Raw genomic sequence first — 22,123 nt, forward strand, 5'->3', positions numbered from 1 at the left:
GGGCCGGTGCCCCGGACGGGGCCGTTGGCCGACCGGGGACAGGTCACGCCCGCCTGTCGGACCAGAAGCGCACCGGCGACGGCTCCTCGAACCCCTTGCTCCCCCACCCCCTGCGCGCGAGCTTGCGGAACAGGCCACCGACCGGGCAGTCCGTGTCCAGGTACGCGTCGATGCGCTGCCCGCGCACCGCGGCCTGCATGTCCAGGTAGCCCTCGACGAAGCGCGCCTCGTCGAACGCCGCGGTGGAGGACGCTCCGACCCCCCGCGACCCCTTGGCCATCCGGGAGATCTGCCCCTTGTCGAGTTCCGCGCCCAGCAGCCCGGCGAACCTGTCGGCGGCCACGAGCCCCATCGCGTAGGCGTTCCACTCGGCGCGGCTGGGCAGGCCGCGCGTGTCGGTCTCTCCGTCGCGGATCCAGCCCGCGATCTCCTGGGCGAGGATGCCGAAGGAGTACTGGTCGGGAGGGTTGAAGACATCACGCTGGTCCGCGAGGTTCGTGCTCACGGTGACGCAGAACGGCTTCGCCGCGTTCGGGTAGGCGAGCGAGACGGACCACCATCCGAACGCGTAGTGGCCCACCGAGCGGACGCAGTGGTCGGCCGCCTCCGGATCTCCGGAGAGATGGACACCGAACCCCACCTGGCTCCCGTCCCGCGCCGTCGTGCGGGGCCGCAGGATCTCCTTCGCGACATCGCCGCCGAACAGACCTTCGCGGCCGGTCAGCGCCAGCATCAGCCGCGTGTAGTCGGCGCAGGACATGACCGCTCCGACCGCGTGGTAGGTACCGCACTCGTGCCACGGCAGCGGGACGGCGCGGTCGCCGAACACCATGTGCCCCGTCGTGCAGCGGCTCCGTACCTCGTCCCAGTCGGGGCTGTCGAGCCAGGCGGTGGAGCGCATGTTGAGCGGGGCGAGGATCTCGGCCTTCACGTACTCGCCCAACGGCATCCCGGTCACCGCCTCGGCCGTCAACGCGGCCACCTGGTACATGAACGAGGACGACTGCCAGCCGCTCGCGTCCGCCGAACTCACGAAGCGGGGCGCGTCCGTGCCGTACTCGTGGACGACACCGCGCTTGACCACGCGCTCGACGTAACGCATCGCCGGCTCGGGCCGCTCGACCCAGTCGTATCCGTCCGTGGCGGCGCCGCTCAGCATGGACAGCGCCTTGGCCAGCGTGATCGTGCCACCGAGCGGATTGACGACCGGAAAGGGCAGATGTGCGTCGATGGGCGCGTCCAGGTCGAGCGCTCCGGAGTCGGCCAGGCGCGCGATCGCGGTGGCCACCAGGAGTTTGCCGAGGCTGCCGACGCGCATGGTGTGCGACTCGGTCACCGGAGCGCCGCTCTCCACGTCGGCGAGGCCGTACGCCATGGTCAGCGGGGTCTCATCCGCGAAGCCGACGCTGATGAGGGCGCCGGGGGTGCTGGTGACCTCCAGCACCGGGGGAGCGACCCGGTCGACGGCCGCTCGCAGCGCTTCCGGCGTCAGGCTCATACGGCTTCCTCTCGATCTTCATCCATTGGCCCGCCGGGGGGGCGGACCTACCAAGTGACAGGGAGGGACGTGGGAATGGCCGCGAAGGAACCCGGGCGGACCGTCAGGTCCTCGACCGGAACCGTCAGGCGCATCCGCGGAAAACGCGCGGTCAACTGCGTGAGGGCGGCCTGCAGTTCAAGGCGGGCCAGGGGAGCCCCGATGCAGTACCGCAGCCCGAAGCCGAAGCAGAGGTGCGGGTTGTCCTCGCGGGTGATGTCGAACCGGTCGGGGTCGGGAAAGATGTTCTCGTCATGGGTTGCGGCGTAGATGTCGAGCATCACGAGCTCGCCGCGCCGCACCTCGGCCCCGGCGATCTCCAGGTCCTCACGCGTGTACCGGATGACCGGGGGCAGCAGCCGGCTGACGACCCGCACGCTCTCCTCCGCCGCGGTGGGCGCGAGTCCGGGGTTCTCGCGCAGCGCCCGCCACTGGTCCGGGGAGTCCAGCAGGAGCGCCGTGCCGACGCAGAGCGCCGTCGCGGTGGTCTCGTAGCCGGCGAACAGCACCCCCATCGCGAGCTGGGCGACCTGGTCGTCGGAGAGGGTGCCGTCCTCGCACAGCCAGGAGACGACGTCCTGCGCCGGGTGCGCGCGCTTACGGGCGGCCAGTTCGTGGCCGTAGCGGTGCAGGGCGGCAAGACCCGCCGCCGAGCGCTCCCGGTCGCGGGCGTCGCTCACCGCCGTCGTCCACTCGTCCAGGAGCTCTCTCTCCTCCACCGGGACACCCAGGAGCTCGCCGATCACCTCTTGTGGCAGAAGCAGCGCGAGGGCCTCGGCCAGATCCGCCGGCGGACCCTGCTTCTCAAGACGATCCAGGAGTTCGCCGGTCAGCGCCTCGACCCGGGGGCGCATCGCCTTCACATGCCCCGCCGAGAAGAACGGCTGGAGCCGCGAGCGCATCGTCGCGATCCACTTCTGCTCGGTCTCGTAGTCGCCGCGCGGACCGTCGAGCAGCTCCGACGCGCCACTGCGCGCGGCGTTCTCGGGGTCGTGATGGCTGCGGCCGAGACGCGGATCGGCGAGCAGCTGTTTGATCTCCTGATACCCGGTCACGAGCCAGGCGGGGTCCCCCACGGCCGTGCTGACCCGGTGCACCGGAGCCTGTTTCTGCAGCGCCCGTAGGTTGCGCTGCGGTCGAGCCGGATGCGGTGGGTCGAGCGGAAGTTGAATCTGGGCGGCCATACCTGATTACCTCTTCCTGTAAGCACCGGACGTCACCTTTCCGAAGGCTGTCGGGGCCGAACAATCCCCGATTTTGCGGGGGTTCCCCCGTCCGCGGCCCCGGCGTTAACATCCACCATGTCTGTGGAACAGCGACCGGGGCCGGTGAGATTCGGCGTGCTCGGTTGCGCCGACATCGCGTGGCGGCGGACACTGCCGGCGATGCGGGCTGAGCCCTCCATCGAGATACGCGCTGTGGCGAGCCGCGACCTGGCGAAGGCCGAGCGGTTCACCGGCCGTTTCGGCGGAGCGGCCGTAAAAGGCTACGCGGAACTGCTGAAGCGGGATGACGTGGACGCCGTCTATATTCCGCTGCCTGCCGCATTGCACACCGAGTGGGTGGAGCGTGCGCTCTTGGCGGGCAAACACGTCCTCGCCGAAAAGCCGCTCACCACCCGGTCGCCGGAGACCGCACGCCTTTTTGACCTCGCGAGCGAACGCGGGTGCCTGCTGCTGGAGAACATGATGTTCCTGCATCATCCGCAGCATCGCCGCGTCGACGAACTCGTCGCCGGCGGAGCCATCGGTGAACTCCGCTCCTTCGAGAGCACGTTCACGATTCCACCGAGGCCACCGGAGGACCCCCGCTACCTGCCCGACGTCGGGGGCGGCTCCCTGGTGGACATCGGGATCTATCCCCTCCGTGCCGCACTGCGCTTTCTCGGGGGGCGCCTCCGTCTCGTGGGCGGGGCGCTCCGCGTCGAGCGGGCGCGGGGCGCCGTGGTGGGCGGCAGTGTGCTGCTGTCCGACCCGGCCGGTGTCACGGCGCAGCTCCACTTCGGCATGGAGCACTCCTATTGCAGTGCCTACGAGGTGCGGGGCTCGTCCGGGCGCCTCCGGCTCGACCGGGCCTTCACGCCGCCGCCGGACCATCGCCCCACCTTGTGGGTCGAGCGGCAGGACGGGGCCGAGGAGATCACCCTTCCCGCGGGGGACCAGTTCGCGAACATCGTCGCCGCCTTCGCCGCCGCCGTACTGTCCGGCGACGGCGATGGCGACGTCGCACGAGACCTGGCCGCCCAGAACGCCGACTCGCTCCGCCAGGCCGAGCTCGTCGATGCCATCCGCGACGGGTCCGAGTACGCGTACACGTCCTGAGCCGCGCCCGCCGGGCCGCATCGGACGTGTCCGGCCGACGCGTCGAACGCGTCGGCCGGACAGCGGGACAGGCTGCCTACGGAGCCGCGATCCCCTTGGCCCACTGCAACATGAGGGCGCTCGTGGCCGGCGCGGTCGTCGCCAGCGCCAGATCGTGACCCGTCTGCGGGATCATCGCCACCTTGAGCTTCGCCTCCGGCAGGTAGAACTGCGACTCGTGGGCGAGCACGCTGCTCGGGTCGTCGCAGTCGTACGCGGTCACCCCCTGGCACTCCAGCCAGTCCTGCGCGCCCGCGACGACGAGCACCGGCACCTTGATCCCGTAGGGCGGAGCCGCCGGCTGGGTCACCGCGACCGGCTGGACGTCCTTGGTCTCCTCGTCCTTCGCCACCACCGCCGGGTCGGTCGTGGCCGGGTAGTAGAACATGGAGCCGCGCGTGCCCGCCTTGGTGGTCAAGTACCCGTTGTCGTAGCCGCTGTCCGCGAACTTCGGGTCCTGCACCGCCGGATACGTGTTGGCGCTCACGATCGCGGCGTGATCCGGATTGTGGCTGTTCAGCGCACTGGTGAGGATCGCCCCGTCCACGTCGCCGTACCGCGGTATCTCGCGCCACGCGTAGAACGAGCCGAGCGCGTGTCCCACCCAGAGCACCTTCTTGAACGCCTGCCCGCCGACCGTTCCCTTGCGCAGGGCGGTGATGGCGTCGTGCAGCGCGACGGTCCCGGCGTCGCCGGTGACCACGCTGCTCTGCGGGTGGGAGCTCTTGCCCGAGCCGATCGGGTCCACGTTGAAGGTGGCGTACCCGGCCGCGACGGCATGGCGCACATAGGAGTAATAGCCCTTGCCGGCCGGGAAATCCCAATAGGCATGATTGTAGAACCCGCCGTGCACGAGGAACTGCACGGTGGTGGGGTGGCGATCGGCGGGCCGGCACAGCTCACCCCACATGGTTTCGGTCGCCTCGCCCGAATCGGTGAGACGGACCGGCAGCGAGTACGACGTGCAACTCACGGCCTGCGAGGCCTCGTCCGCCGCCGAGGCGGGCGTAGACGTGGCGACGAGGCCGGTGACCGTCATGAGCGCCGCTACGAGTAAGTACTTCCAGGATGCATGTCTGACTGACACAGGATCACTGCTCCGCAACCGAAGTGAACGAAGGGCACGGGGAGTTCCGGCGGCACCAGGGGCAGGACGGACCGGAGACCGGAGTGGGCACCAGCCCACTATGGGGCCTGTGTTCACCTTGTCAATAGCGCGCAACTTCCCGTACCAGATATGTCCGTGCGGCGGTACCCCGATCAGCAAGGCTTGTCGCGACGGCCACGGAGAGGCAACGCTAGGGGCCCACCGCCACATCTGCTGACGAGAATGGTCGGGTATCGGATGCGCATACTGTTCATTCCGGCTTCCGCGCCGTCGCACTATTTCCCGATGGTGCCGCTGATGTGGGCCTGTCGTACCGCCGGTCACGATGTCTGCGTCGCCGCGCAGCCCTGGGGCGAATCGGTCGTCGTGAGTTCCGGGATGTCGATGGTCACCATCGCCAAGTCCTTCGACATGACCGAGGAACTGGCGCGGCACCGGCGGAGGGGACCGGTCGAGACCGCGCCGGGCGCCCCGCCCGCGCTGTATCAGACGCTGGTCGACGCCCAGGTCCGCTTCGCCATGGAGGCCGCGGACGACGTCGTGTCCCTGGCCCGCGACTGGCGTCCCGACCTGGTCGTCGCCGACCCGCTCGTGCTCGCCGCGCCCCTGGCGGCAGCGGCGGCGGACGCACCGCTGGTCCACCACCTCTGGGGTCCGGACCTGCTGCGCGGCTCCGGGTACGGCTACCCGGGATGCGGGATGGCGCCGGACGGCTGGCCCGAACCCCTGCGCGAGCTGTACGCGCGCCATGGCTGCGAGCCGCGCACCGAGAACGCCGTCACGGCGGTCGATCCATGGCTGGAGAGCATGCAGATCTGCGAGATCCCGTCGCGGATCCCGCTGCGGTTCGTCCCCTACAACGGGACCAATGTGCTGCCGCCCTCGGTTCTTGCGCCCGCGAAGAAGCGGCGGGTGCTTCTCACTTGGGGCTCGATGCTGGTGATCAGGGACGGTATCGAGGCTTTCCCGGTCGCCGACGTCGTCAAGACGCTCCACGAGCACGACGTCGAGATCGTTCTCGCGGTCAAGGGAGCCGACCGCGGCCTGGTCCCCGACCTGCCCTCGGGGGCGACCGTGGTGGAGAACGTCCCCCTCAACGCGATCATGCCGTCCTGCGACGCGGTCGTGCACCACGGCGGAGCGGGCACGATCATGACGGCCGCGTACTACGGGGTCCCGCAGCTCGGCGTCGCGGCCACGCGTGACGTGCAGACCTGCTGCGCCCGGCTCGCCGCGACGGGCGCCGGTATCGCGGTCAACAGGGAGGACGCGACCGTGGACGCGCTCGCGAGCGCGGTCGCCTCGCTCCTGACCAGTGATCGGATCGGACCCGCCGCCACAGCGCTGCGTGGCGAGGTCCTCGCCCAGCCGAGCCCCGCCGAGGTGACCGACCGTCTCGCCGTCCTCGCCGCCGGCTCCTCCCAGTAGCCGAGGCCCCCCGGAGGGGCGTGAGCCCCTCCGAGCGGTCAAGAAGAGATCGCGTCCGCCACGTCGGCGAGGCCGTCGTGCAGCCGGACGCGTGGCTGCCAGCCCGTGGCCGCGGAGAAGGACGACGGATCGGTGTGCACGTTCCCGAAGTCGGTGGTGTCCGCCCAGTCCGGTGGCGCCACGGTGACGACGGGCACGGGCAGGCGTCCGGTCCGCGCGGCGACGAGTTCGGCGAGCGTGCCGAACACCTCCCCGAGCCGCGCGGACCGCCCGCTGCCCACCGGCCAGCTCGCGCCGCTGAGCGCCTCGGGCGCGCGCATCGCGGCGACGAAGGCGCGCGCCGCGTCCGTGACGTGCACCAGGTCCCGCTCGACGGTGCCGTCGTGCCACATGGTGATGGGCTCGTCGGCGAAGGCTTTGCGGGCCATCGCGGCGACCACGCCGCGGCCCGTCGCCCCGGTCAGCGGGGTACGCCCGTAGACGGTGGCAGGACGGAGCACGATCCCGCGTACCGTGCCGTTGCGGGTCGCCTCCCGGAGCACCTTCTCGGCCGCGATCTTCTCCCGCACGTAGTCGTTGAGCGGTGCTCCCTCGGGGGACGCCGCCTGGATGGTGCTGGCGAACACGACGATGGGCGGCTTGCCGCGCACGGAGCGGACGAGCGTGTCGAGCAGGCCCGTACCCAGCCGCTCGGAGTCGCTGCCCGGCGCACGCCACGAGCGCCCGTCGGGGAGGTGGGCCGCCAGATGGATGACGGCGTCCGCACCGTCGACGGCGTCCCGTACCGCACGTGGATCGGTGAGGTCCGCGAGGTACGTCTCGGCCGAGGAGGCCGGCAGCGGAAGTTTCCGTTCGCGGGAGACGAGTCGAAGGCGTACCGGGGCGTCGATGAGTTCGGCGGTGACCGCGGCGCCGAGAAAACCGGATGCGCCGAGTACGGCTACGAGCGGTCGGTTCCTGGTCGAGGGCAGCACGGTTACTCCTCTCTGCCCGTCAGGCGGGGCCGGTGTATCGGGGGAGTGTCCCGGACGCCGCCGCCTGTCGCAGACCCGGCGCGGCCCTGTCCTTGTCGGAGATGACCGGTTCCTCGGAAAGGTCCCAGGGCAGGGCGAGTTCGGGGTCCAGCGGGTTGACGTCGATCTGGGAACCCGGGACGAACTGCTCCGCGCACAGGTAGGTGATCCGGGTGTCGTCGGTGAGCGCCTGGTAGGCGTGGCCGAGACCGGGGACGAGGAAGACCAGTTCGCCGGAGTCCTCGGTGAGGGGAGCGGCCTCGAACATGCCGAAGGCCGGCGAGCCCACCCGCAGATCGACCACGACGTCGAGCACCGCGCCGCGCGCGCAGCTGATCAGCTTGGCCTCGCCGGAATCGCCTCCGGTGCCGTGGACGCCGCGGATCGTCGAGCGCCTGCTGACCGAGACGTTGCCCTGGCGGACCTGGAAGGGGAAGCCGGTCGCGCGCTGGAGCTCCTCGACCCGGAAGGCCTCGAAGAAACACCCTCGGCGGTCATGGTACTTGTCCGGGATGATGCGGAATGCGCCCGCAATGGCCATTTCCTTGATCTCCAACGGTCGACCACCTCCGGTCCGGAGACGCCTGCATGCGTCATTGTATGGAGAAAGTAAAATACTGGTCATGCGTTCTCCAATATTCTGTTGGAAGAGTGACCCGACGTCATCCCCCTATTTATTCGGGTTGCATTTCGAATGATTTTCGGACTGGCTTTTCGGGCTCATTCCTGACCAGCGAAAACGTGTACAGTGAAAGCTTCAACCGGCGTCCAGCCGCAACCACCCGCCACGGTCATCCGCCTTTACCTGGGTTGGTGTGTTGATCAGGCGGGCATACGCTTGTTAGCGTCAGGATCATGGCTGAAATCCTGGGAACGAATTCGCCCGACCTGATTCGGCGCGGGAATTGCGATAGCGGCGCCACCCCGGGTTATACGGTGCCGAAGCAGGTCAATGAGATGTGGCGGGAAAAGCCTGTACGCAGATTCACGATGCGGGACGGCCGCGAAGCCTGGCTGGTGACCGGAATGGCCCAGGTGCGCACCGTCCTCGCCGATCCGCGGTTCAGCCGCGTCGAGGCGCGGCGGCTCGGCGCCGTGATGAGCCCGGCCGTGATCTTCACCAAGCCCGGCATCCTCGACATGGACCCGCCGGAGCACACCCGGCTGCGCCGTCTGGTCGCCGGGGAGTTCAGCGCCCGCCGGATGCGCGGTCTTCGTCCCCGCATCCAGCGGATCGCAGACGAACTGATCGGGACGATGAAGGCGGCTGGGCCGCCCGCGGACCTGGCGGAGGGGCTCTCCTACCCCTTGCCGATTGCCGTGATCTGCGAGATCCTCGGCGTCCCCTACGCGGACCGGGAGCGCTTCCGCGTCTGGGCCGACCGCGTCAGCGCCCCCGGGACGCAGCCGCAGGAGGCGGTGGCGGCGCTGCGCTCCCTCTTCGACTACATGGGCGGGCTGGTCGACGACAAGCGCGCCCACCCGGACGGCAGTCTGCTCCACGGCCTCGTCACCGCCCGCGACGAGCAGGGGCGCCTCGACAACGAAGAGCTGGTCACCCTCGGCTGCGGTCTTCTGCTGGCCGGCTACGAGACGACCGCGACCATGCTCGGCAAGGGGCTGCTGGCGCTGCTGGACAACCCGGACCAGCTGGCCGTCGTGCGCCGCGACCCACGGGCCGTGCCCGCCGCGGTCTCCGAGGTGCTACGCCACGTCACCCCCGGTGTCGACCCGCACACCGGACTGATCCGCGCCACCACGGCAGACGTGGACCTGGGCGGCACCACCATCCCCGCCCACAGCGTGGTCGTCGCGTGCAATACGGCCGCCAACTTCGACCCGGCGACGTTCCGGGACCCGGACCGCTTCGACGTCACCCGTGAGGACGCCACGGCGCATCTGACGTTCGGGCACGGGATGCACCGCTGCGTGGGTGCGCAGCTCGCCCAGATCGAGCTGGAGGTCGCGTTCGCCGCCCTCTTCCCGGCGATCCCCGGACTGCGGCTCGCCGTCCCCGCCGATGAGATCACCTACACCCAAACCGCGCTCATCAGGGGTCTGCGCTCTCTTCCGGTCCTTTGGTGAGTGCGGGAAGTGCTGGTCAAGGCGGGGGGTGCAACCCTGGGTTGCCATAGTGGGCGCATGCCCACTATGGTCAATCCATGGCGACTTCGAAGCTCGGCGGAGAACTCCATCAGCAGCGTGGCACAGCCGAAAACTACGGCCTGGACGCAGAACGCTACGATCGAACTCGACCCCGTTATCCAGATGGCCTGGTGGACCGTATTGTGCGGTCGTGCCCGGGTCATGAGCTACTGAATGTAGGCGCGGGCACGGGCATCGAGGCGCGTCAATTCCAGGCGGCCGGATGTACGGTTACCGGTGTGGAACCGGATGCCCGGATGGCGGAGTTCGCGCGGGCCCACGGAACGGAAATCGAAATCGCGCGCTTCGAGGAATGGGACGCGGCGGATCGGCGCTTCGACGGCATCATCTCGGGCCAGGCATGGCACTGGGTCGACCCCGAGGTGGGTGCGGCCAAGGCGGCGTCGGTGCTGCGCCCATCGGGACGCTTCGCCGCGTTCTGGAACGTCGCGGAGCCCCCGGCGGAGGTCCGCGAGGCCTTCCGGAAAATCTACGTCGAGGTGGTGCCTGACGCGCTGGCCACGCGGGCCTACAGCATGCCGACACCGCCCCCGATCAGCAGCTCGCCGCTGCTCACCAAGACCATCGACGGCATCCGCAAGGTCGGCGGGTTCGGTGAGCCCGAGCAGTGGCAGTTCGAGTGGGAGTACGTCTACAGCAAGGACGAGTGGCTCGACCAGCTGCCCACCCAGGGGGACCACGGCCAGTTCGAGCCCGAGAAGCTGGAGAGGGTGCTGACGGAGGTCGGCGCCGCGATCGACGCCATGGGCGGCAGCTTCGACATGAAGTACACCGCTGTCGCGGTCACCGCGACGCGTCCCGCGTCCTAGTCGAGAATGTGCCGGAAGGGAGCCTGAGCATCCTCGGCCCAGCACTGCTGCCGCCCCCGACCGAGACAGTCCGGTTCGGGGGCGGCAACCTGTCGGGGGGCGATCAGCCGGATGCCGTGACCTTGCACCCGGCGGAGATCATCACGGCACAGGGCGGAACGGGTACGCCCCCGACCGCAACAGGTGGCCACGGCACCACTCACTGCGCTGAATCGAGGGTGCGGGCGAGGTAGACGGTGTTGGCCGACTCGCCTCCCTGCAGCGGATTGTCGAAGGTGACCACCTCGGCCCTGACCTCGGTGAAGGACTCGGTCAGTGCGGCGATGAACGCGTCGTCGGGTCGGTCGTTGGACCAGAGGGCGAACACCCCGCCGGGGTGGAGCCGGTCGCGGATCTTTCGCAGGCCGGCGGGCTGATAGAAGCCGGCATGGCCGGGGTGCAGCAGATGGCGCGGTGAGTGGTCGATGTCGACGATGATCGCGTGGAACCGTCGGCCGGGGGCGGACGGGTCGACACCGGTGGAGGACTGGATCATCGCAAAGAAGTCACCGTGCACCGGGCGGCATCGTGGATCGGCGAAGACTCCTCCTGGGAGTAGCCCGCGCTCGTGCCACTCGATCACCGCGTCGAGCGCATCGACGACGATCAGCGAGCGCACGTCCGGGCTTTGCAACACCGCCTGAGCGGTGCAGCCGAGACCCAGACCCCCAACGGCCACGTCCAGCGGTCGGCGCCCGGCGACTTCGGCCAGAGCCAGGTTCGCCAACTCGACCTCGGCAAGCGTGAACAGACTGGACATCAGGAACTCGTCATTGAGTTTGATCTCGTACACGTGCTGCCCGACGACCGGGTACCAGCGCCGTCGCAGGGCGAGCTCACCCAACGGCGTCCGCTGCCAGTCGAGCTCCTCGAATCGCTGGCCCATCGATGACTCCCAATTCTTGGCCCGGCGCTTGCCTGTGGAAGGGGCTGCAGGCTGCTCTGCCGCCTCTTCGGTTTGTGCGGGGGCGGATGTCGGCCGGCTCCGTCACGACCGGTGTGGTCGTTCGGCACGGCGGCCTCGCGGTTGCGGCTGCAGTGTATGCAGTCGGTCGGGTGCCCTCGGCCCTCTGGTGTGGGTGGCGTGGCGACCGTCGGCGGAGATCCGCGAGGGTGCGCCACCCGTGTCATCCGCGCCGGAGACGTCCGCTTCGAGCACGACGCCCTCGGCCGGGTCACCCTGCGGCAGCAGAGGCGCCTGTCGCCCAAGCCCGACACCTGGCGCTACGCGTGGGACACCGAGAACCGCCTCACCTCCGTCACCACCCCGGACGGCACCCGGTGGCGCTACCGCTACGATCCGCTGGGCCGCCGCACCGCGAAGCAGCGTCTCGCGGCCGACGGCGAGAGCGTGGTCGAGGAGGTCCGCTTCACCTGGGACGGACTCACCCCGTGCGAGCAGACCAGCCACCGCCCGGACCTCCCGCACACGGTCGCCCTCAGCTGGGACCACCGGGACGTCGTCCCCCTCGCCCAGACCGAGCGCATCCCGACGGCCGACAGCCGGCAGCAGGAGTTCGACCGGCGGTTCCTCACCATCGCCACCGTCTGATCGGCACGCCCACCCCGAGACCGGCCGCTACACCTCCCAGGACCCGCTGGGCCTCGCCCCCTGCGCCCAACCCCCTCGGCTACGTGGACAACCCGTACACCGGGTGCGACCCGCTGGGGCTGATGCCCAAGTACACGAAGGAGGAGCGCACCGGGAAGCGGCTCGACAAGATCGTGGACGAGGTCGCCGACAGGGCGCAGAACGGCCAGTTCAAGAAGCACCTCGATTACCACGGGGACACCAGGCACGGCTTCACCGACGAACGGGTCATGGAGATCCTGAGGGCAGAGTGGTTGGTCGGCACCTTCCGCCGGCGAGGAGCGTCGATCGCACCGGTTGGCCGGCTGGTCTGGTCCTGGGCGGCGATGAAGTGCACGACGCGCTGCCGCACGTTGCTCAAGTTGGCGCGAGGCTCCGGCGGTTCGGCGGGATTGTCCGGGAAAACCAACGTGAACGGCGTAAGCGCCGCGGAGTACCTGTCCGCCCCGTCCTTCGACGGCTGATGCACGAGCCGCTAGGGAACGACGTGTCAGGACGAGGAATTCGCGCGCGTCACCGGCCTGAATGCCGGATATTCTCCCCTGGTTCGATCACGAAGAGGTCCAAGGGGAGGGCCCATGGAAGACCGTGCGGAAACCACGGTGGGGGAGCACGTCGAGCTGGAGTACCAGCTGACGCGCGAGGACATGAGACAGGCGCTCAAGGCGCGGGCCAAGGCGTCGGGCCGTGCCCGGCGGATGCGCGGGTTCGCTTTGGTCGGCGTGGCCGCGTTCGTCGGAGCGTCGGCGGTGCCGCTGGCCAAGGGTGAGGCTCCCGACACGCAGTCGCTTGTGATCGCCGGCCTGGTCGTCGTGGTGCTGTTCGTGCTGCAGCCCTGGCTCATGGCCCGACAGTTCCACAAACTCGCGTCCCGGAACGGGGCCTACCGCACCAGGGTCGACGACTCCGGTGCCCTCGTCGGCAACACGGGCGGCTCCACCCAGCTGAACTGGACCGCCGCCCCGCATTACGCGGAGACCGCCGACACCTTCGTCCTGCTCAGCGGGGACGAGAACCTCTCGTGCCTGACCGTGCTGCCCAAGCGTGGCGTGCAGGGGCCGGGGGGCGTGGACGCGTTCCGGACTCTGCTGGACCGGCACATCCGCAGGCTCTGACTCAAGGGCCGTCGCCGCCGTCTTGAAGGTGTGGGAAGCGGTGAGCCGTAGCACGATGGTCGCCACCAGAAGGCTGGTTCAGCCGCAATCCACCCGCAGCACAGCCGACTCATCACCGCCAGATTCGATGACGGCCTTGCCGGGTGGGTCGTCCTCAACCGTGATCCCTACCGACTCGTCGAGCACTGGGGCACGGTCCACCACCTTCAGACCCACCCCGAATTCCGAGGCCGTGGTGTCGGGTCCGCTCTCATGCGCGAGCTGCGGAAGATCGCCCGCCACGAACTAGGACTCGAACAGCTCCATCTCGCGGCCCGGGGAGAAGAAGGGCTGGAGGACTTCTACCGCCGGCTCGGATGGCGTGAGGTCGGTCGCTGGCCCGGAGCCCTCCGCCTCACGCCCGACGACACCCGGGACGAGGTCCTGATGCTCCTCGATCCCCTCTGATCGCGGGGGTATTCCGGGAGTTCCCATACCCGACTCCACCATGAGAACGACGCGACGGTGAAGAGCAATGCGCAGACCGATACGACACCGGCGCCGGTGAGTGATGAGGGTGCGGCCTGACCGGTCGCGGTCATCAGCGGAGCCACGGATTCAGTCTGCCAGCCTCGGCATGGGCTCGCTCACAGGACTCGGGAGCTTGAGCCGCCGGCGCACAGCAGCCGGCAGGCGGGTCCGTCTGCGTGCCGCAGGCTGCCGGTGCGGTCCGCAGCCGACGTCACGAGCCGACGCCGGCGAGGAGCACGAGATACCAGCCGACCATTGCGGCGCACCCCATCGCGGGGGCGAGTCCGGCCAGCCCGTCTCCCTTGCGCACGTGCGTGGTCACGGCACCGGCGAGCAGCATCAGCAGGCCGAGCCCGGCCAGCTCTCCGATCAGCGACAGGACCGGGCCGAGGGCCACGCCGATGGCGCCTGCCAGCTCCAGCGCACCGATCACCCGGTACGAGGCGCTGGTGAAGCCCGCGTGGGCGGCCAGATCGGGCATCGGACCGAGCGCCATGGTCTTGGCTACGCCCAGCAAGGCGAAGATCAGCACGATCAGGCAGGTCAGGGCTGCGGAGAGGCTCATGAGGCGTCCTTGACGCCGTGCGGACGACGGATCCGACGGCGTTCGGCTCCCAGTCCGGCGAAGTAGGCGACGAGGTCCGGGTTGTCTACCGCCGAGGGGTTGAGGACCTGCTCGGCGGGCGCGCCCTGGAGGAGGCGCTTGACCGGGACCTCGAGTTTCTTGCCGGTCCTGGTGTGCGGGATGGCCGGCACGGCGAGGATCTCGTCGGGGACGTGGCGGGGTGAGGCACCGGTGCGGAGGGTGTCGCGGATCTTCTCCCGTAGCGTGTCGTCCAGCGTGACACCGGGCGCGGGGACGACGAACAGGGGCATCCAGTAGCCGCCGTCGGGTTCCTCCGCGCCGATGACGAGGGCCTCGGTGATCTCGGGGAGGCGTTCGACGAGGTCGTGGATGTCGGCGCTGCCCAGGCGTACGCCGTTGCGGTTGAGGGTGGCGTCGGAGCGGCCGTGGACGATCACCGAGCCGTGGGAGGTCAGGGTGATCCAGTCGCCGTGCCGCCACACGCCCGGGTAGGCGGTGAAGTAGGCGTCGCGGTAGCGGCTGCCGTCGGGGTCGTTCCAGAAGGACAGCGGCATCGAGGGCATGGGGCGGGTGACGACCAGTTCGCCGACCTGGTCGACGACCGGCCGTCCCGCCGCGTCGTACGCGGCGAGCGCGACGCCGAGGTTGGGGGCCGACACCTCGCCCGCCCAGACAGGGGTGGTGGGGGCGCTGCCGGCGAAGGCGGAGACGACGTCGGTGCCGCCGCTGGTGGAGGTCAGCTGGATGCCTGCGCCCACGTGGTCGCGGACCCAGGGGTAGGCGGAGGCGGGCAGGGCGGAGCCGGTGCTGCCGATGGCCCGGATGGCCGTCAGGTCGTGCACGCCGGGTTCGATGCCCAGCTTGGCCATGGCCAGCAGGTACTGGGGGCTGGTGCCGAAGACGGTGACCTGGTGGCGGGCCGCCAGCTCCCACAGGACGTCCGGGCGTGCCACCGGCGCGGGGCTGCCGTCGTAGGTGCAGGTGGTGGCGCCGGTCAGCAGGGTGGAGACGCCCAGGTTCCACATCATCCAGTGGGTGGTGGTGTACCACAGCAGACGGTCACCGACGCACAGGTCGCTGTGCAGGCCCAGGATCTTGAGGTGCTCCAGCAGGACGCCGCCGTGGCCGTGGACGATGCCCTTGGGCAGGCCGGTGGTGCCGGAGGAGAAGACGACCCACAGGGGGTGGTCGAACGGCACCGGCGTGGTGGTGAGGTGTTCGGTGCGGGTCGCGGCGTCGTCCCAGGGCACCGTCAGGCTGCTGTGCCGGGTCTCGGGCCAGGTGAGGCCCAGGTGATCCACGAGCACCGTGGCCTTCAGGGTGGGAAGGGCTCCGGCGAGGTCGAGCGAGGCTGCGCGACGGTCGTGCCGCGTGCCGTTGAAGAGATAGCCGTCCGCGGTGATGAGCACGGCCGGTTCCAGCTGGCCGAAGCGTTCGGCTGCGGCCTTGGGGGCGTAGTCCTGGCCACACACGGACCACACCGCGCCCAGGCCGGCGGTGGCGAGGAAGGCGATGACCGCGTGCGGGGTGTTGGGCAGGTAGCCCACTACCCGGTCGCCCTGTCCGACGCCCAGGTCGCGCAGGGTGGCTGCGACGGAGGCGACCTTGGCGCGCAGCTCTCGGCCCGTGATCTCGTAGGCGGCTCCCGTCTCGTCCAGCGCGGTGATCGCGGGTGCGTCCGGGTGCAGGTTCCGCAGCGCGTGGTGGGCGTAGTTGAGGGCGGCGCCGGGGAACCAGCGGGCGCCGGGCATGGTCTCCTCGGCCAGCACCCGCTCGTAGGGAGTGTCCGCGTCGATGTCGAAGTACTCCCACACCGCCGCCCAGAATCCCTCCAGGTCGGTGACGGACCAGCGGTGCAGGGCCGCGTAGTCGCCGGGGTTCTGGATCCCTTCGACACCCTGGTGCCGGGCGGCCCAGCGGGCGAAGTCCGCGATGCGGCTGCCGGCGACCTTCTCCGGGTCGGGCAGAAGGAATGGTTCCGGGTGCGGCGCGGGGTGCGGGGTCGTCACGGTGCGGTGCTCCTCGGCAGGGGGGCGGGGCGGGCATCGGCAGTAGGGCGGGCCGTGTGGAGCAGGGAGGCCCAGACGGTGGGGCCCGGGAAGTGGCCGGTGCCCGCGGGGACGGTGTCCATCACGACGCGGTCGGGGCGCAGCAGGGCGGCGTCGGCACGGCCGCGTGCCAGCCAGGCGGCCAGGGTGCCGTCGTCGTCCAGGTCGCCGACGTGGATCGTCGGGGCGCCCAGGGCCGTGGCCACCGCCGTCATCTGCGCCGTGGGCGGTACGGCGGTCAGGACGACGAAGGCGTCCCGGACGGCGTCATCGAGGCGCACTCGCCTGCCGTCGTGCCGTATCCAGGGCTGCGGGCAGAAGGTGCCGGCCAGCACGCGGCCGGCCGGCCTGGGCCGGCGCCGTACCAGTGGGCCGGCGGCCAGAGTGGGGCCGAGGTCACGGCTCACCGCCTCGGTCACGCCGGGGATGCGACAGATCGTGCGCACTAGGGCCCGGCGGAGCGCCGCATCGCGGTCCTGGCCGCCGGTCATGGCCCAGCCGACGGCGACCGCCACGCGGATCACATGGCGGGCGTGCGGTCTGCGCTCGCGTTCGTAGGTGTCCAGCAGTTCCTCGGGCGCGCCCTGCTGGAGGACCCGGGCGAGTTTCCAGGCGAGGTTGTTGGCGTCGCGCAGGCCGGAGCACAGACCCTGCCCGACGAAGGGCGGGGTCAGGTGGGCGGCGTCGCCCAGCAGGAAGACACGCCCCTTGCGCCACCTGTCGGCGAGACGGGCCTGGAAGGTGTACTGCGCCTGCCGTATCACCTCGAAGTCGTCGCTCGGAGAGGCCGGCAGGTCCACCCAGGGGGCGACCAGCTCGCGCAGGCGCTCCCATCCGTCCGGGCCCTCCAGGGTCCGGTCGCCGGCCAGCCGGAACTCCCAGCGGTAGCGGTCCTCGCTGATGCGCATGAAGGTGGCCGGCCGGGTGGGGCAGCAGATCTGCTCGGCGCCTTCCCAGGTCCGCACCGGGCGGCTGGTGCGCACGTCGACGACCCGCCAGCTCTCCTGGAAGTGCAGGTCCTCCCAGGCGGTGCCGATGGCGTCACGGGTGAGGCTGCCGGCGCCGTCGCAGCCGAGTACGGCATCGGCCCACAGGTGCTCCTCCTCGTCGCCGCCACCGCGTCGGAAGGTGACCCGTACGGGACCCGTGGGATCGTCGGGTGCGCCGGTGCCCGGCGTGCCGGACTGGGTGACGGACACGACCTCCACCCCGCTCCACAACTCGCACTCCGGGCGGCGCGCCAAGGCGTCCCGCAGCAGGCGTTCCAGATCGGGCTGGTTGAACATGCTCAGCTGCGGGAAGCCGTGGAGTCCGTGCATGGACCGCGGGAACTCGCTGATCACGCGGCGCCGGGCGTCCAGCAGCCGTAGCCCGGGGGCCGGCCGGGCGAGGGCGGCGAACTCCTCGTGGACGCCGACGCTCTGCAGGACCCTGCGGATTTCGTCGTCCACGACGACGGCGCGCGGCAGGGGGTAGACGTCCGGGTGGCGTTCGAGGAGCAGGCTGCGCACTCCGTAACGGGCCAGCAGGAGCGCGGCCGTGACTCCCACGGGCCCCGCGCCGATGATCACCACGGGCCTGTGGGCCGTGGCGCTCACGTCGCGTCCGCCACGGCGTTGCGCTGCTCGCCGAGGTCGATCCGCCCGTCCGGGGTGGCGATGGTGGCGGTGATGAGGTCACCGTCGCGCAGGTACAGCGGGTTCCTGGCCTGGCCGTTGAAGAACGCCTTCCACTTCAGCGCGGGCGGTAGCAGGGCGGCGATCTTCTCGACCGGCTTGGGCGGGGCCTTCAGCGCGGTGCCGCCGGGCGTGCCGGTGAGCAGCAGGTCGCCCGGGTCGAGGGTCTGGAAGCGGGCGAGGAGGGTGAGCGCCTGCGCGGGCCGCACGATCATGTCGGCGAGTGTGCGGTCCTGGCGCGGCACGCCGTTGACGTTCAGCCGCAGCCGCAGGTTCAGCAGATGGGCGAAGTCCTCGGGCTCCAGCAGGGCCAGGTAAGGCCCGGTGGGCGTGAAGGTCGGGTAGGACTTGCTCTCGTAGAACTGGGTCTTGGTGAGCTGGACGTCGCGGGCGCTGACGTCGTTGGTGAGGACGAGCCCGGCGACATACGACGGCAGGTCGTGCTCCTCCACCACGGTGCCCACGGGCAGGGTCGCGCCCATGACGAGCCCGAGTTCGACCTCGTAGTCGAGGAAGTTCACGTGCGCCGGGCGGACGATCGCGTCGTGCGGGCCGCTGACCGAGCCGGACGCCTTGCGGAAGAAGGCTGGCGGGATGTCACCGGTGAAACCCGAATCGCGGGCGTGGCTGCGGTAGTTGACCATCTGGGCCACCACCCGGCAGGGAGTGGTGACCGGAGGCAGCGCCACCAGGTCGGCGACCGGCGTGCCGCTCTCGCCGGAGGCGGCGGCCTCCTGCACGGCGTCCCGGTCGGCGAGCAGTTCGGCGGTGGTGACCGCCTTGGTCTCGATGCGGAGGGCCCGCTCGTTTCGGACGGCCCACCAGCCGTCGGGGGTGCGCAGCACGTTGGTGCTCATGAGCTCATCGCTTTCATCAGGCCCAGCAGGCGTGCGGGGTCGAGTTCGTTGTCGTCGCGCAGGGCCGTCACGACCTCGCGCAGCTTGGCGGGGGACGGGCTCGCGCCCAGGAAGTCGCGGGTGACCGGCGGGCCCCACTGGGCCAGGCCGCTCGCCGACATCGGCGCCCATCCCGGTTCGAGGTCGCAGGAGAACAGGTCGCCGTCGGCGAAGTGCTCCAGCATGAAGCGGTCGGGGTCGCGCCAGTAGTCGAACAGCTGGCTGCCCTGGATGTGCCGGCCGATGCCCCAGCTGCGCTGGTAGCCGCGTTCCGCCAGGTACTCACCGCCGGCGGCGATCGAGTCGAGGTCGGTGACCTGGTAGGCGGAGTGGACGTAGCCGGTGCCGGGCCCGAGGTGCAGGGCGAGGGTGTGGTGATCGACGGCCAGGCTTCCCTGGTCGCAGCGGATGAACGCCATGGTCGGCCCGCGCCGGCGCTGCCCGTCCAGGAACAGGAAGTCGGACACGATCATCCCGAGGGTGTCCAGGTACCAGTCCAGCGTACGGGCGAACGACCTCGTCTCCAGCACCACATGGCCCAGGCGCTGAATGCGCGACGGCTCGCGCGGGGGTCGCTGGGTGGTGTTCGTACGACGCTGGTCCGTGCCGAAGTTCAGGGTCAGCGGCTCCTGTTCGGGGAGCGCGGGCAGCGCTTCGGCGCAGTGCACGACCCGGACCGGAAGGCCCGAGGGGTCGAACAGGGCGACGGACCGGCCGCCGCCGGGGACGTCGACGTCCTGGACGGTGTGTCCGACGGCGGCGGCCAGCCGGTCCACATCGGCCCGCTCGGCGGCGCGGAACGCCGGCCCGAGGAAGCGGGAGGAGCTCCCGCGCCGGATGACCATGCAGGGGGAGCCCGCGAACGTGCCGCGCAGCCACAACTCGTGATCGGTGCGGGCGGCGATCGCGAAGCCGAAGTCACGGGCGAACACTTCGGCCCGGTCCAGGTCGGGCTTCTCGAACTCCAGCCAGGCCAGGTCCGCAACCTTGATCACGGGGTTCCGGGACCGGCCGGGATGTTCACCGAGCAGGGCGCCCTGCTCACTGTGGAGGTCTTGGTGGGGCGTCAGAGGACCGCCCTCGTCAACGGAGATGTGGGACATGGTGTCCTCCAAGCAACACTGCCGTAATGAGGAAATCATCAACTCTGCTGTTTCTCGTCGTCAATAGGTGCAGCCCAAATAATTGATGATCTCATCAGTAATGGCAGTGTCATCGTGGCGGCGGTTACACTGGCCCGTATGCCGACGTCAGCCCCGCCCAGGAACCGCTTCGAGCGACGCCGTGCCGAGACCCGCCAGGCGTTCGTCCGTGCGGCCCGGCAGATCCTCGCGGAGACCGGGGACACCAGCGCAAGCATCCAGGCCATCGCCGAGCGCGCCGATGTCGGCTTCGGGTCCTTCTACAACCACTTCGAGTCCAAGACGGAGCTGTTCGATGCGGCGGTGATGGACGCCCTGGAGGAGTTCGGGCAGGTCATCGACGCGCGCGTGGAAGGCGTCGACGACCCGGCCGAGCTGCTCTCGGCCGGTTTCCGGCTCACCGCCCGGATGGCCGACTCCCACCCGGAACTCATGCGGATCCTGCGTGACCGCGGCCTGGCCCACATCCACTCCGACAGGGGCCTCGCCCCACGCGCCCTGCGCGACCTGGAGACCGGCATCGCCTCAGGCCGCTTCACCTGCGGCAACGCGACCACCGCCCTGTCCGCCCTGGGCGGCACCCTGCTGTCCCTCGTGGCTCTCAGGCTGGACCGCCCGGACCTCGACGGCGACGAGGCCGCCTCCGACCTGGCCGAGATGGTCCTGCGCATGCTCGGTCTCGCCGCGGACGACGCCCACGAGGTCACCCGGCGTCCGCTGCCCGATCTCGCCTGACAACCTCCCGCACCGCGCCGACCGCGCCGTCGGGGCTGCCTCCCGTGCCAGGTCTGCGGTCAGCGCATGTCGGCCGGGGGAAGTGTCCCTAGAGCGTGCGCCGGGCGACGCCGGCCGCCTGGAGCTGCTGTCGAGACGTGCGTCCGGGTCCTCCCGCAGCTTCTGCCGGGCGGTCGCGAGGATGCGTCGGCGGTTGGAGTGAGCATCCTTGCGCTGCGGAGTACGGCCCGGGGTGTCGGCCGTCTGCATGGTTCCGTCTCTTCACGCTTGCCGGAAAACCGTGGGCGCCGGTGCTCCCTCACGCGCCGGCGCCCACTCACCCCTGCCCAGGGTGGCTTGTCGTCCTGCTGACGGGCGTCAGGGGACGAGGATGAGGCGGATCGGGTCGCCGATCTTGTTCTCCAGACGGCTGACCGCGTTGGCCGCGTCGATGAGCGGGATGTGGTCGGTGATGGAGGGGGCCAGGTCGAGGCGGCCGGCCGCGGTCAGCCGCACCAGCTCGGAGACGGACTCGAGGAAGCCTCCGTAGTGGCCGCGCACCTGCTTCTGCAGGTAGTTGAAGGTCAGGCCCTCGGTGATGGTGAGCGGCCTGGGCGTGATGCCCACCAGGATCAGGGAGCCGCCCAGGCCGAGCACGGAGGCGGCCTGGTCCCGGACGGCGGGGACGCCGGCGCAGTCGAAGGCGAAGTCCAGGCCGCGTCCGCCGGTGGCCGCGCGGACCTGGTCGGCGAAGTCGGGGGCCGCCGGGTCCAGGGCGTAGTCGGCGCCGAAGGCGAGGGCGCGCTCGCGGGCGCTGGGCAGCGGGTCGACGGCGATGATCGGGGCGGCGCCGACCAGGCGGGCGAGGCGTACGTTGTGCGCGCCGACTCCGCCCACGCCCCAGACGCCGACGGACTGGGAGGCACGGACGCCCGCGGTGGCGCCACATCAGCTGTCCGGAGGGCTGCCCCCCCATGTCCCTGAACGCCACCGCCGCTGCTCGCGGCGCCGAGACCGCACCTGAGAACGTGCCCGACCTGCCGCACCGGCGACGCTGGTGAACTCGACGCGCGGTCTCACGTCTCCTGCGCGAAGAACAGCTTTTCGGTCGCGCCGCCGAACCGCTGAGCCACTTGTCCACACGGCTGTCCGTGCTGCGCGCACTGCAGTCGCCCCTCGCCGACGAGGCGACGCTCCTCGCCACCGCCGTCGCGCCGACCCTCGCCGGGCTCCGTCAGCCTCTCGACGCTGCTCGAGTGACGCTCTCGCCGATGGAGTCTCAGTGCATCTGCGGCCTGAACTGAGAATCGTCTCGGTAGGTCACGGCGCCAAGTCGGCCCGGCGGATGCCTCCGACTGTGCACTTTCGTCTCGCCGCACAGCTAC

Annotated in this window: 21 protein-coding genes and 1 pseudogene; 10 read left to right on the forward strand and 12 right to left on the reverse strand. The window is 70.3% G+C overall.

All coding sequences use genetic code 11. The features are described from left to right. Nucleotides 1-43 precede the first annotated feature (43 nt). Both ACGFT2_RS26705 and ACGFT2_RS26710 read right to left on the reverse strand, forming a co-directional pair. A complete protein-coding gene (locus tag ACGFT2_RS26705) occupies nucleotides 44-1,498 on the reverse strand; it encodes a serine hydrolase domain-containing protein (RefSeq protein WP_393282593.1) in 1,455 nt (484 codons plus the stop codon). Between the two features lie 47 nt (nucleotides 1,499-1,545). Beyond that, nucleotides 1,546-2,721: a cytochrome P450 gene (locus ACGFT2_RS26710; protein ID WP_393282596.1), complete on the reverse strand. Its 1,176-nt coding sequence runs from the start codon at nucleotides 2,719-2,721 to the stop codon at nucleotides 1,546-1,548. 117 nt (nucleotides 2,722-2,838) lie between these two features. Here ACGFT2_RS26710 and ACGFT2_RS26715 point away from each other — a divergent pair, with 117 nt between their 5' ends. Next, nucleotides 2,839-3,858 (forward strand): Gfo/Idh/MocA family protein, encoded by a 1,020-nt coding sequence (locus ACGFT2_RS26715; protein WP_393282599.1) that lies wholly within the window; start codon nucleotides 2,839-2,841, stop codon nucleotides 3,856-3,858. Nucleotides 3,859-3,934: 76 nt separating this feature from the next. On the opposite strand, the gene ACGFT2_RS26720 is transcribed toward ACGFT2_RS26715, so the two are convergent. Continuing rightward, nucleotides 3,935-4,936 carry an alpha/beta hydrolase gene (locus ACGFT2_RS26720; protein WP_393282601.1) on the reverse strand — a complete coding sequence of 334 codons (1,002 nt, stop codon included), beginning with the start codon at nucleotides 4,934-4,936 and terminating at the stop codon, nucleotides 3,935-3,937. A 354-nt stretch (nucleotides 4,937-5,290) separates the two neighbouring features. Here ACGFT2_RS26720 and ACGFT2_RS26725 point away from each other — a divergent pair, with 354 nt between their 5' ends. Further along, nucleotides 5,291-6,433, forward strand: coding sequence for a nucleotide disphospho-sugar-binding domain-containing protein (locus tag ACGFT2_RS26725; RefSeq protein WP_393282604.1), 1,143 nt, complete (start codon nucleotides 5,291-5,293; stop codon nucleotides 6,431-6,433). 38 nt (nucleotides 6,434-6,471) lie between these two features. Here ACGFT2_RS26725 and ACGFT2_RS26730 read toward each other — a convergent pair whose 3' ends face one another. Then, nucleotides 6,472-7,407, reverse strand: coding sequence for an NAD-dependent epimerase/dehydratase family protein (locus ACGFT2_RS26730; RefSeq protein WP_393282607.1), 936 nt, complete (start codon nucleotides 7,405-7,407; stop codon nucleotides 6,472-6,474). A 19-nt stretch (nucleotides 7,408-7,426) separates the two neighbouring features. Continuing rightward, nucleotides 7,427-8,002: a dTDP-4-dehydrorhamnose 3,5-epimerase family protein gene (locus ACGFT2_RS26735; protein WP_393282610.1), complete on the reverse strand. Its 576-nt coding sequence runs from the start codon at nucleotides 8,000-8,002 to the stop codon at nucleotides 7,427-7,429. Nucleotides 8,003-8,436: 434 nt separating this feature from the next. On the opposite strand from ACGFT2_RS26735, the gene ACGFT2_RS26740 reads away from it, so the two are divergent. Both ACGFT2_RS26740 and ACGFT2_RS26745 read left to right on the forward strand, forming a co-directional pair. Beyond that, nucleotides 8,437-9,531, forward strand: coding sequence for a cytochrome P450 (locus ACGFT2_RS26740; protein WP_393282613.1), 1,095 nt, complete (start codon nucleotides 8,437-8,439; stop codon nucleotides 9,529-9,531). 77 nt (nucleotides 9,532-9,608) lie between these two features. Further along, the gene (locus tag ACGFT2_RS26745; protein WP_393282616.1) at nucleotides 9,609-10,421 is read left to right on the forward strand and encodes a class I SAM-dependent methyltransferase; all 813 of its coding nucleotides are present in this window, start codon (nucleotides 9,609-9,611) and stop codon (nucleotides 10,419-10,421) included. Between the two features lie 199 nt (nucleotides 10,422-10,620). Here ACGFT2_RS26745 and ACGFT2_RS26750 read toward each other — a convergent pair whose 3' ends face one another. Next, the gene (locus tag ACGFT2_RS26750) at nucleotides 10,621-11,346 is read right to left on the reverse strand and encodes a spermidine synthase (RefSeq protein ID WP_393282619.1); all 726 of its coding nucleotides are present in this window, start codon (nucleotides 11,344-11,346) and stop codon (nucleotides 10,621-10,623) included. A 198-nt stretch (nucleotides 11,347-11,544) separates the two neighbouring features. Between ACGFT2_RS26750 and ACGFT2_RS26755 the strand changes: the two genes are divergently transcribed. The 4 genes from ACGFT2_RS26755 to ACGFT2_RS26770 all read left to right on the forward strand — a co-directional run bounded on the left by ACGFT2_RS26755 (nucleotide 11,545) and on the right by ACGFT2_RS26770 (nucleotide 13,613). Then, nucleotides 11,545-12,012, forward strand: coding sequence for a hypothetical protein (locus ACGFT2_RS26755; RefSeq protein WP_393282621.1), 468 nt, complete (start codon nucleotides 11,545-11,547; stop codon nucleotides 12,010-12,012). Nucleotides 12,013-12,095: 83 nt separating this feature from the next. Further along, on the forward strand, nucleotides 12,096-12,515 hold the full coding sequence (locus ACGFT2_RS26760) for a hypothetical protein (protein WP_393282624.1): 420 nt from the start codon (nucleotides 12,096-12,098) through the stop codon (nucleotides 12,513-12,515). A gap of 114 nt (nucleotides 12,516-12,629) precedes the next feature. Continuing rightward, entirely contained in the window at nucleotides 12,630-13,166 is a 537-nt protein-coding gene (locus ACGFT2_RS26765; RefSeq protein WP_393282626.1) for a YcxB family protein, read from the forward strand. An 87-nt stretch (nucleotides 13,167-13,253) separates the two neighbouring features. After that, the gene (locus ACGFT2_RS26770; protein ID WP_393282869.1) at nucleotides 13,254-13,613 is read left to right on the forward strand and encodes a GNAT family N-acetyltransferase; all 360 of its coding nucleotides are present in this window, start codon (nucleotides 13,254-13,256) and stop codon (nucleotides 13,611-13,613) included. A gap of 274 nt (nucleotides 13,614-13,887) precedes the next feature. Here ACGFT2_RS26770 and ACGFT2_RS26775 read toward each other — a convergent pair whose 3' ends face one another. Genes ACGFT2_RS26775 through ACGFT2_RS26795 form a run of 5 tightly spaced genes read right to left on the reverse strand, consistent with a single transcriptional unit; the run spans nucleotide 13,888 to nucleotide 19,985 of the window. Further along, nucleotides 13,888-14,241, reverse strand: coding sequence for a DoxX family protein (locus ACGFT2_RS26775; protein ID WP_393282629.1), 354 nt, complete (start codon nucleotides 14,239-14,241; stop codon nucleotides 13,888-13,890). After that, nucleotides 14,238-16,271, reverse strand: coding sequence for an acetoacetate--CoA ligase (locus ACGFT2_RS26780; protein WP_393282632.1), 2,034 nt, complete (start codon nucleotides 16,269-16,271; stop codon nucleotides 14,238-14,240). The genes ACGFT2_RS26775 and ACGFT2_RS26780 overlap by 4 nt, the downstream gene beginning before the upstream one ends. Continuing rightward, nucleotides 16,268-17,908, reverse strand: coding sequence for a bifunctional 3-(3-hydroxy-phenyl)propionate/3-hydroxycinnamic acid hydroxylase (locus ACGFT2_RS26785; RefSeq protein ID WP_393282634.1), 1,641 nt, complete (start codon nucleotides 17,906-17,908; stop codon nucleotides 16,268-16,270). The genes ACGFT2_RS26780 and ACGFT2_RS26785 overlap by 4 nt, the downstream gene beginning before the upstream one ends. After that, complete coding sequence (locus ACGFT2_RS26790; RefSeq protein WP_393282637.1) at nucleotides 17,905-18,843, reverse strand: fumarylacetoacetate hydrolase family protein; 939 nt, start codon at nucleotides 18,841-18,843, stop codon at nucleotides 17,905-17,907. Before ACGFT2_RS26790 ends, ACGFT2_RS26785 begins: the two co-directional genes overlap by 4 nt. Next, nucleotides 18,840-19,985: a VOC family protein gene (locus ACGFT2_RS26795; RefSeq protein WP_393282640.1), complete on the reverse strand. Its 1,146-nt coding sequence runs from the start codon at nucleotides 19,983-19,985 to the stop codon at nucleotides 18,840-18,842. The genes ACGFT2_RS26790 and ACGFT2_RS26795 overlap by 4 nt, the downstream gene beginning before the upstream one ends. A gap of 138 nt (nucleotides 19,986-20,123) precedes the next feature. On the opposite strand from ACGFT2_RS26795, the gene ACGFT2_RS26800 reads away from it, so the two are divergent. Continuing rightward, a complete protein-coding gene (locus ACGFT2_RS26800) occupies nucleotides 20,124-20,759 on the forward strand; it encodes a TetR/AcrR family transcriptional regulator (protein ID WP_393282643.1) in 636 nt (211 codons plus the stop codon). A gap of 357 nt (nucleotides 20,760-21,116) precedes the next feature. Here ACGFT2_RS26800 and ACGFT2_RS26805 read toward each other — a convergent pair. Then, nucleotides 21,117-21,680, reverse strand: a pseudogene (locus tag ACGFT2_RS26805) (zinc-binding dehydrogenase); the annotation flags it as partial. A gap of 191 nt (nucleotides 21,681-21,871) precedes the next feature. Here ACGFT2_RS26805 and ACGFT2_RS26810 point away from each other — a divergent pair. Further along, complete coding sequence (locus ACGFT2_RS26810) at nucleotides 21,872-22,042, forward strand: hypothetical protein (RefSeq protein ID WP_393282645.1); 171 nt, start codon at nucleotides 21,872-21,874, stop codon at nucleotides 22,040-22,042. Nucleotides 22,043-22,123 lie beyond the last annotated feature (81 nt).

The organism is Streptomyces sp. NPDC048514, from assembly GCF_043199955.1.
Lineage (GTDB): Bacteria > Actinomycetota > Actinomycetes > Streptomycetales > Streptomycetaceae > Streptomyces.

What these genes read in the sequence shown, in the direction of transcription:
- ACGFT2_RS26705 (WP_393282593.1), bottom strand. Translation starts at nt 1,498, where the DNA reads ATGAGCCTGACGCCGGAAGCGCTGCGAGCGGCCGTCGACCGGGTCGCT.
- ACGFT2_RS26710 (WP_393282596.1), bottom strand. Translation starts at nt 2,721, where the DNA reads ATGGCCGCCCAGATTCAACTTCCGCTCGACCCACCGCATCCGGCTCGA.
- ACGFT2_RS26715 (WP_393282599.1), top strand. Translation starts at nt 2,839, where the DNA reads ATGTCTGTGGAACAGCGACCGGGGCCGGTGAGATTCGGCGTGCTCGGT.
- ACGFT2_RS26720 (WP_393282601.1), bottom strand. Translation starts at nt 4,936, where the DNA reads ATGACGGTCACCGGCCTCGTCGCCACGTCTACGCCCGCCTCGGCGGCG.
- ACGFT2_RS26725 (WP_393282604.1), top strand. Translation starts at nt 5,291, where the DNA reads ATGGTGCCGCTGATGTGGGCCTGTCGTACCGCCGGTCACGATGTCTGC.
- ACGFT2_RS26740 (WP_393282613.1), top strand. Translation starts at nt 8,437, where the DNA reads ATGCGGGACGGCCGCGAAGCCTGGCTGGTGACCGGAATGGCCCAGGTG.
- ACGFT2_RS26745 (WP_393282616.1), top strand. Translation starts at nt 9,609, where the DNA reads ATGGCGACTTCGAAGCTCGGCGGAGAACTCCATCAGCAGCGTGGCACA.
- ACGFT2_RS26750 (WP_393282619.1), bottom strand. Translation starts at nt 11,346, where the DNA reads ATGGGCCAGCGATTCGAGGAGCTCGACTGGCAGCGGACGCCGTTGGGT.
- ACGFT2_RS26765 (WP_393282626.1), top strand. Translation starts at nt 12,630, where the DNA reads ATGGAAGACCGTGCGGAAACCACGGTGGGGGAGCACGTCGAGCTGGAG.
- ACGFT2_RS26775 (WP_393282629.1), bottom strand. Translation starts at nt 14,241, where the DNA reads ATGAGCCTCTCCGCAGCCCTGACCTGCCTGATCGTGCTGATCTTCGCC.
- ACGFT2_RS26790 (WP_393282637.1), bottom strand. Translation starts at nt 18,843, where the DNA reads ATGAGCACCAACGTGCTGCGCACCCCCGACGGCTGGTGGGCCGTCCGA.
- ACGFT2_RS26795 (WP_393282640.1), bottom strand. Translation starts at nt 19,985, where the DNA reads ATGTCCCACATCTCCGTTGACGAGGGCGGTCCTCTGACGCCCCACCAA.
- ACGFT2_RS26800 (WP_393282643.1), top strand. Translation starts at nt 20,124, where the DNA reads ATGCCGACGTCAGCCCCGCCCAGGAACCGCTTCGAGCGACGCCGTGCC.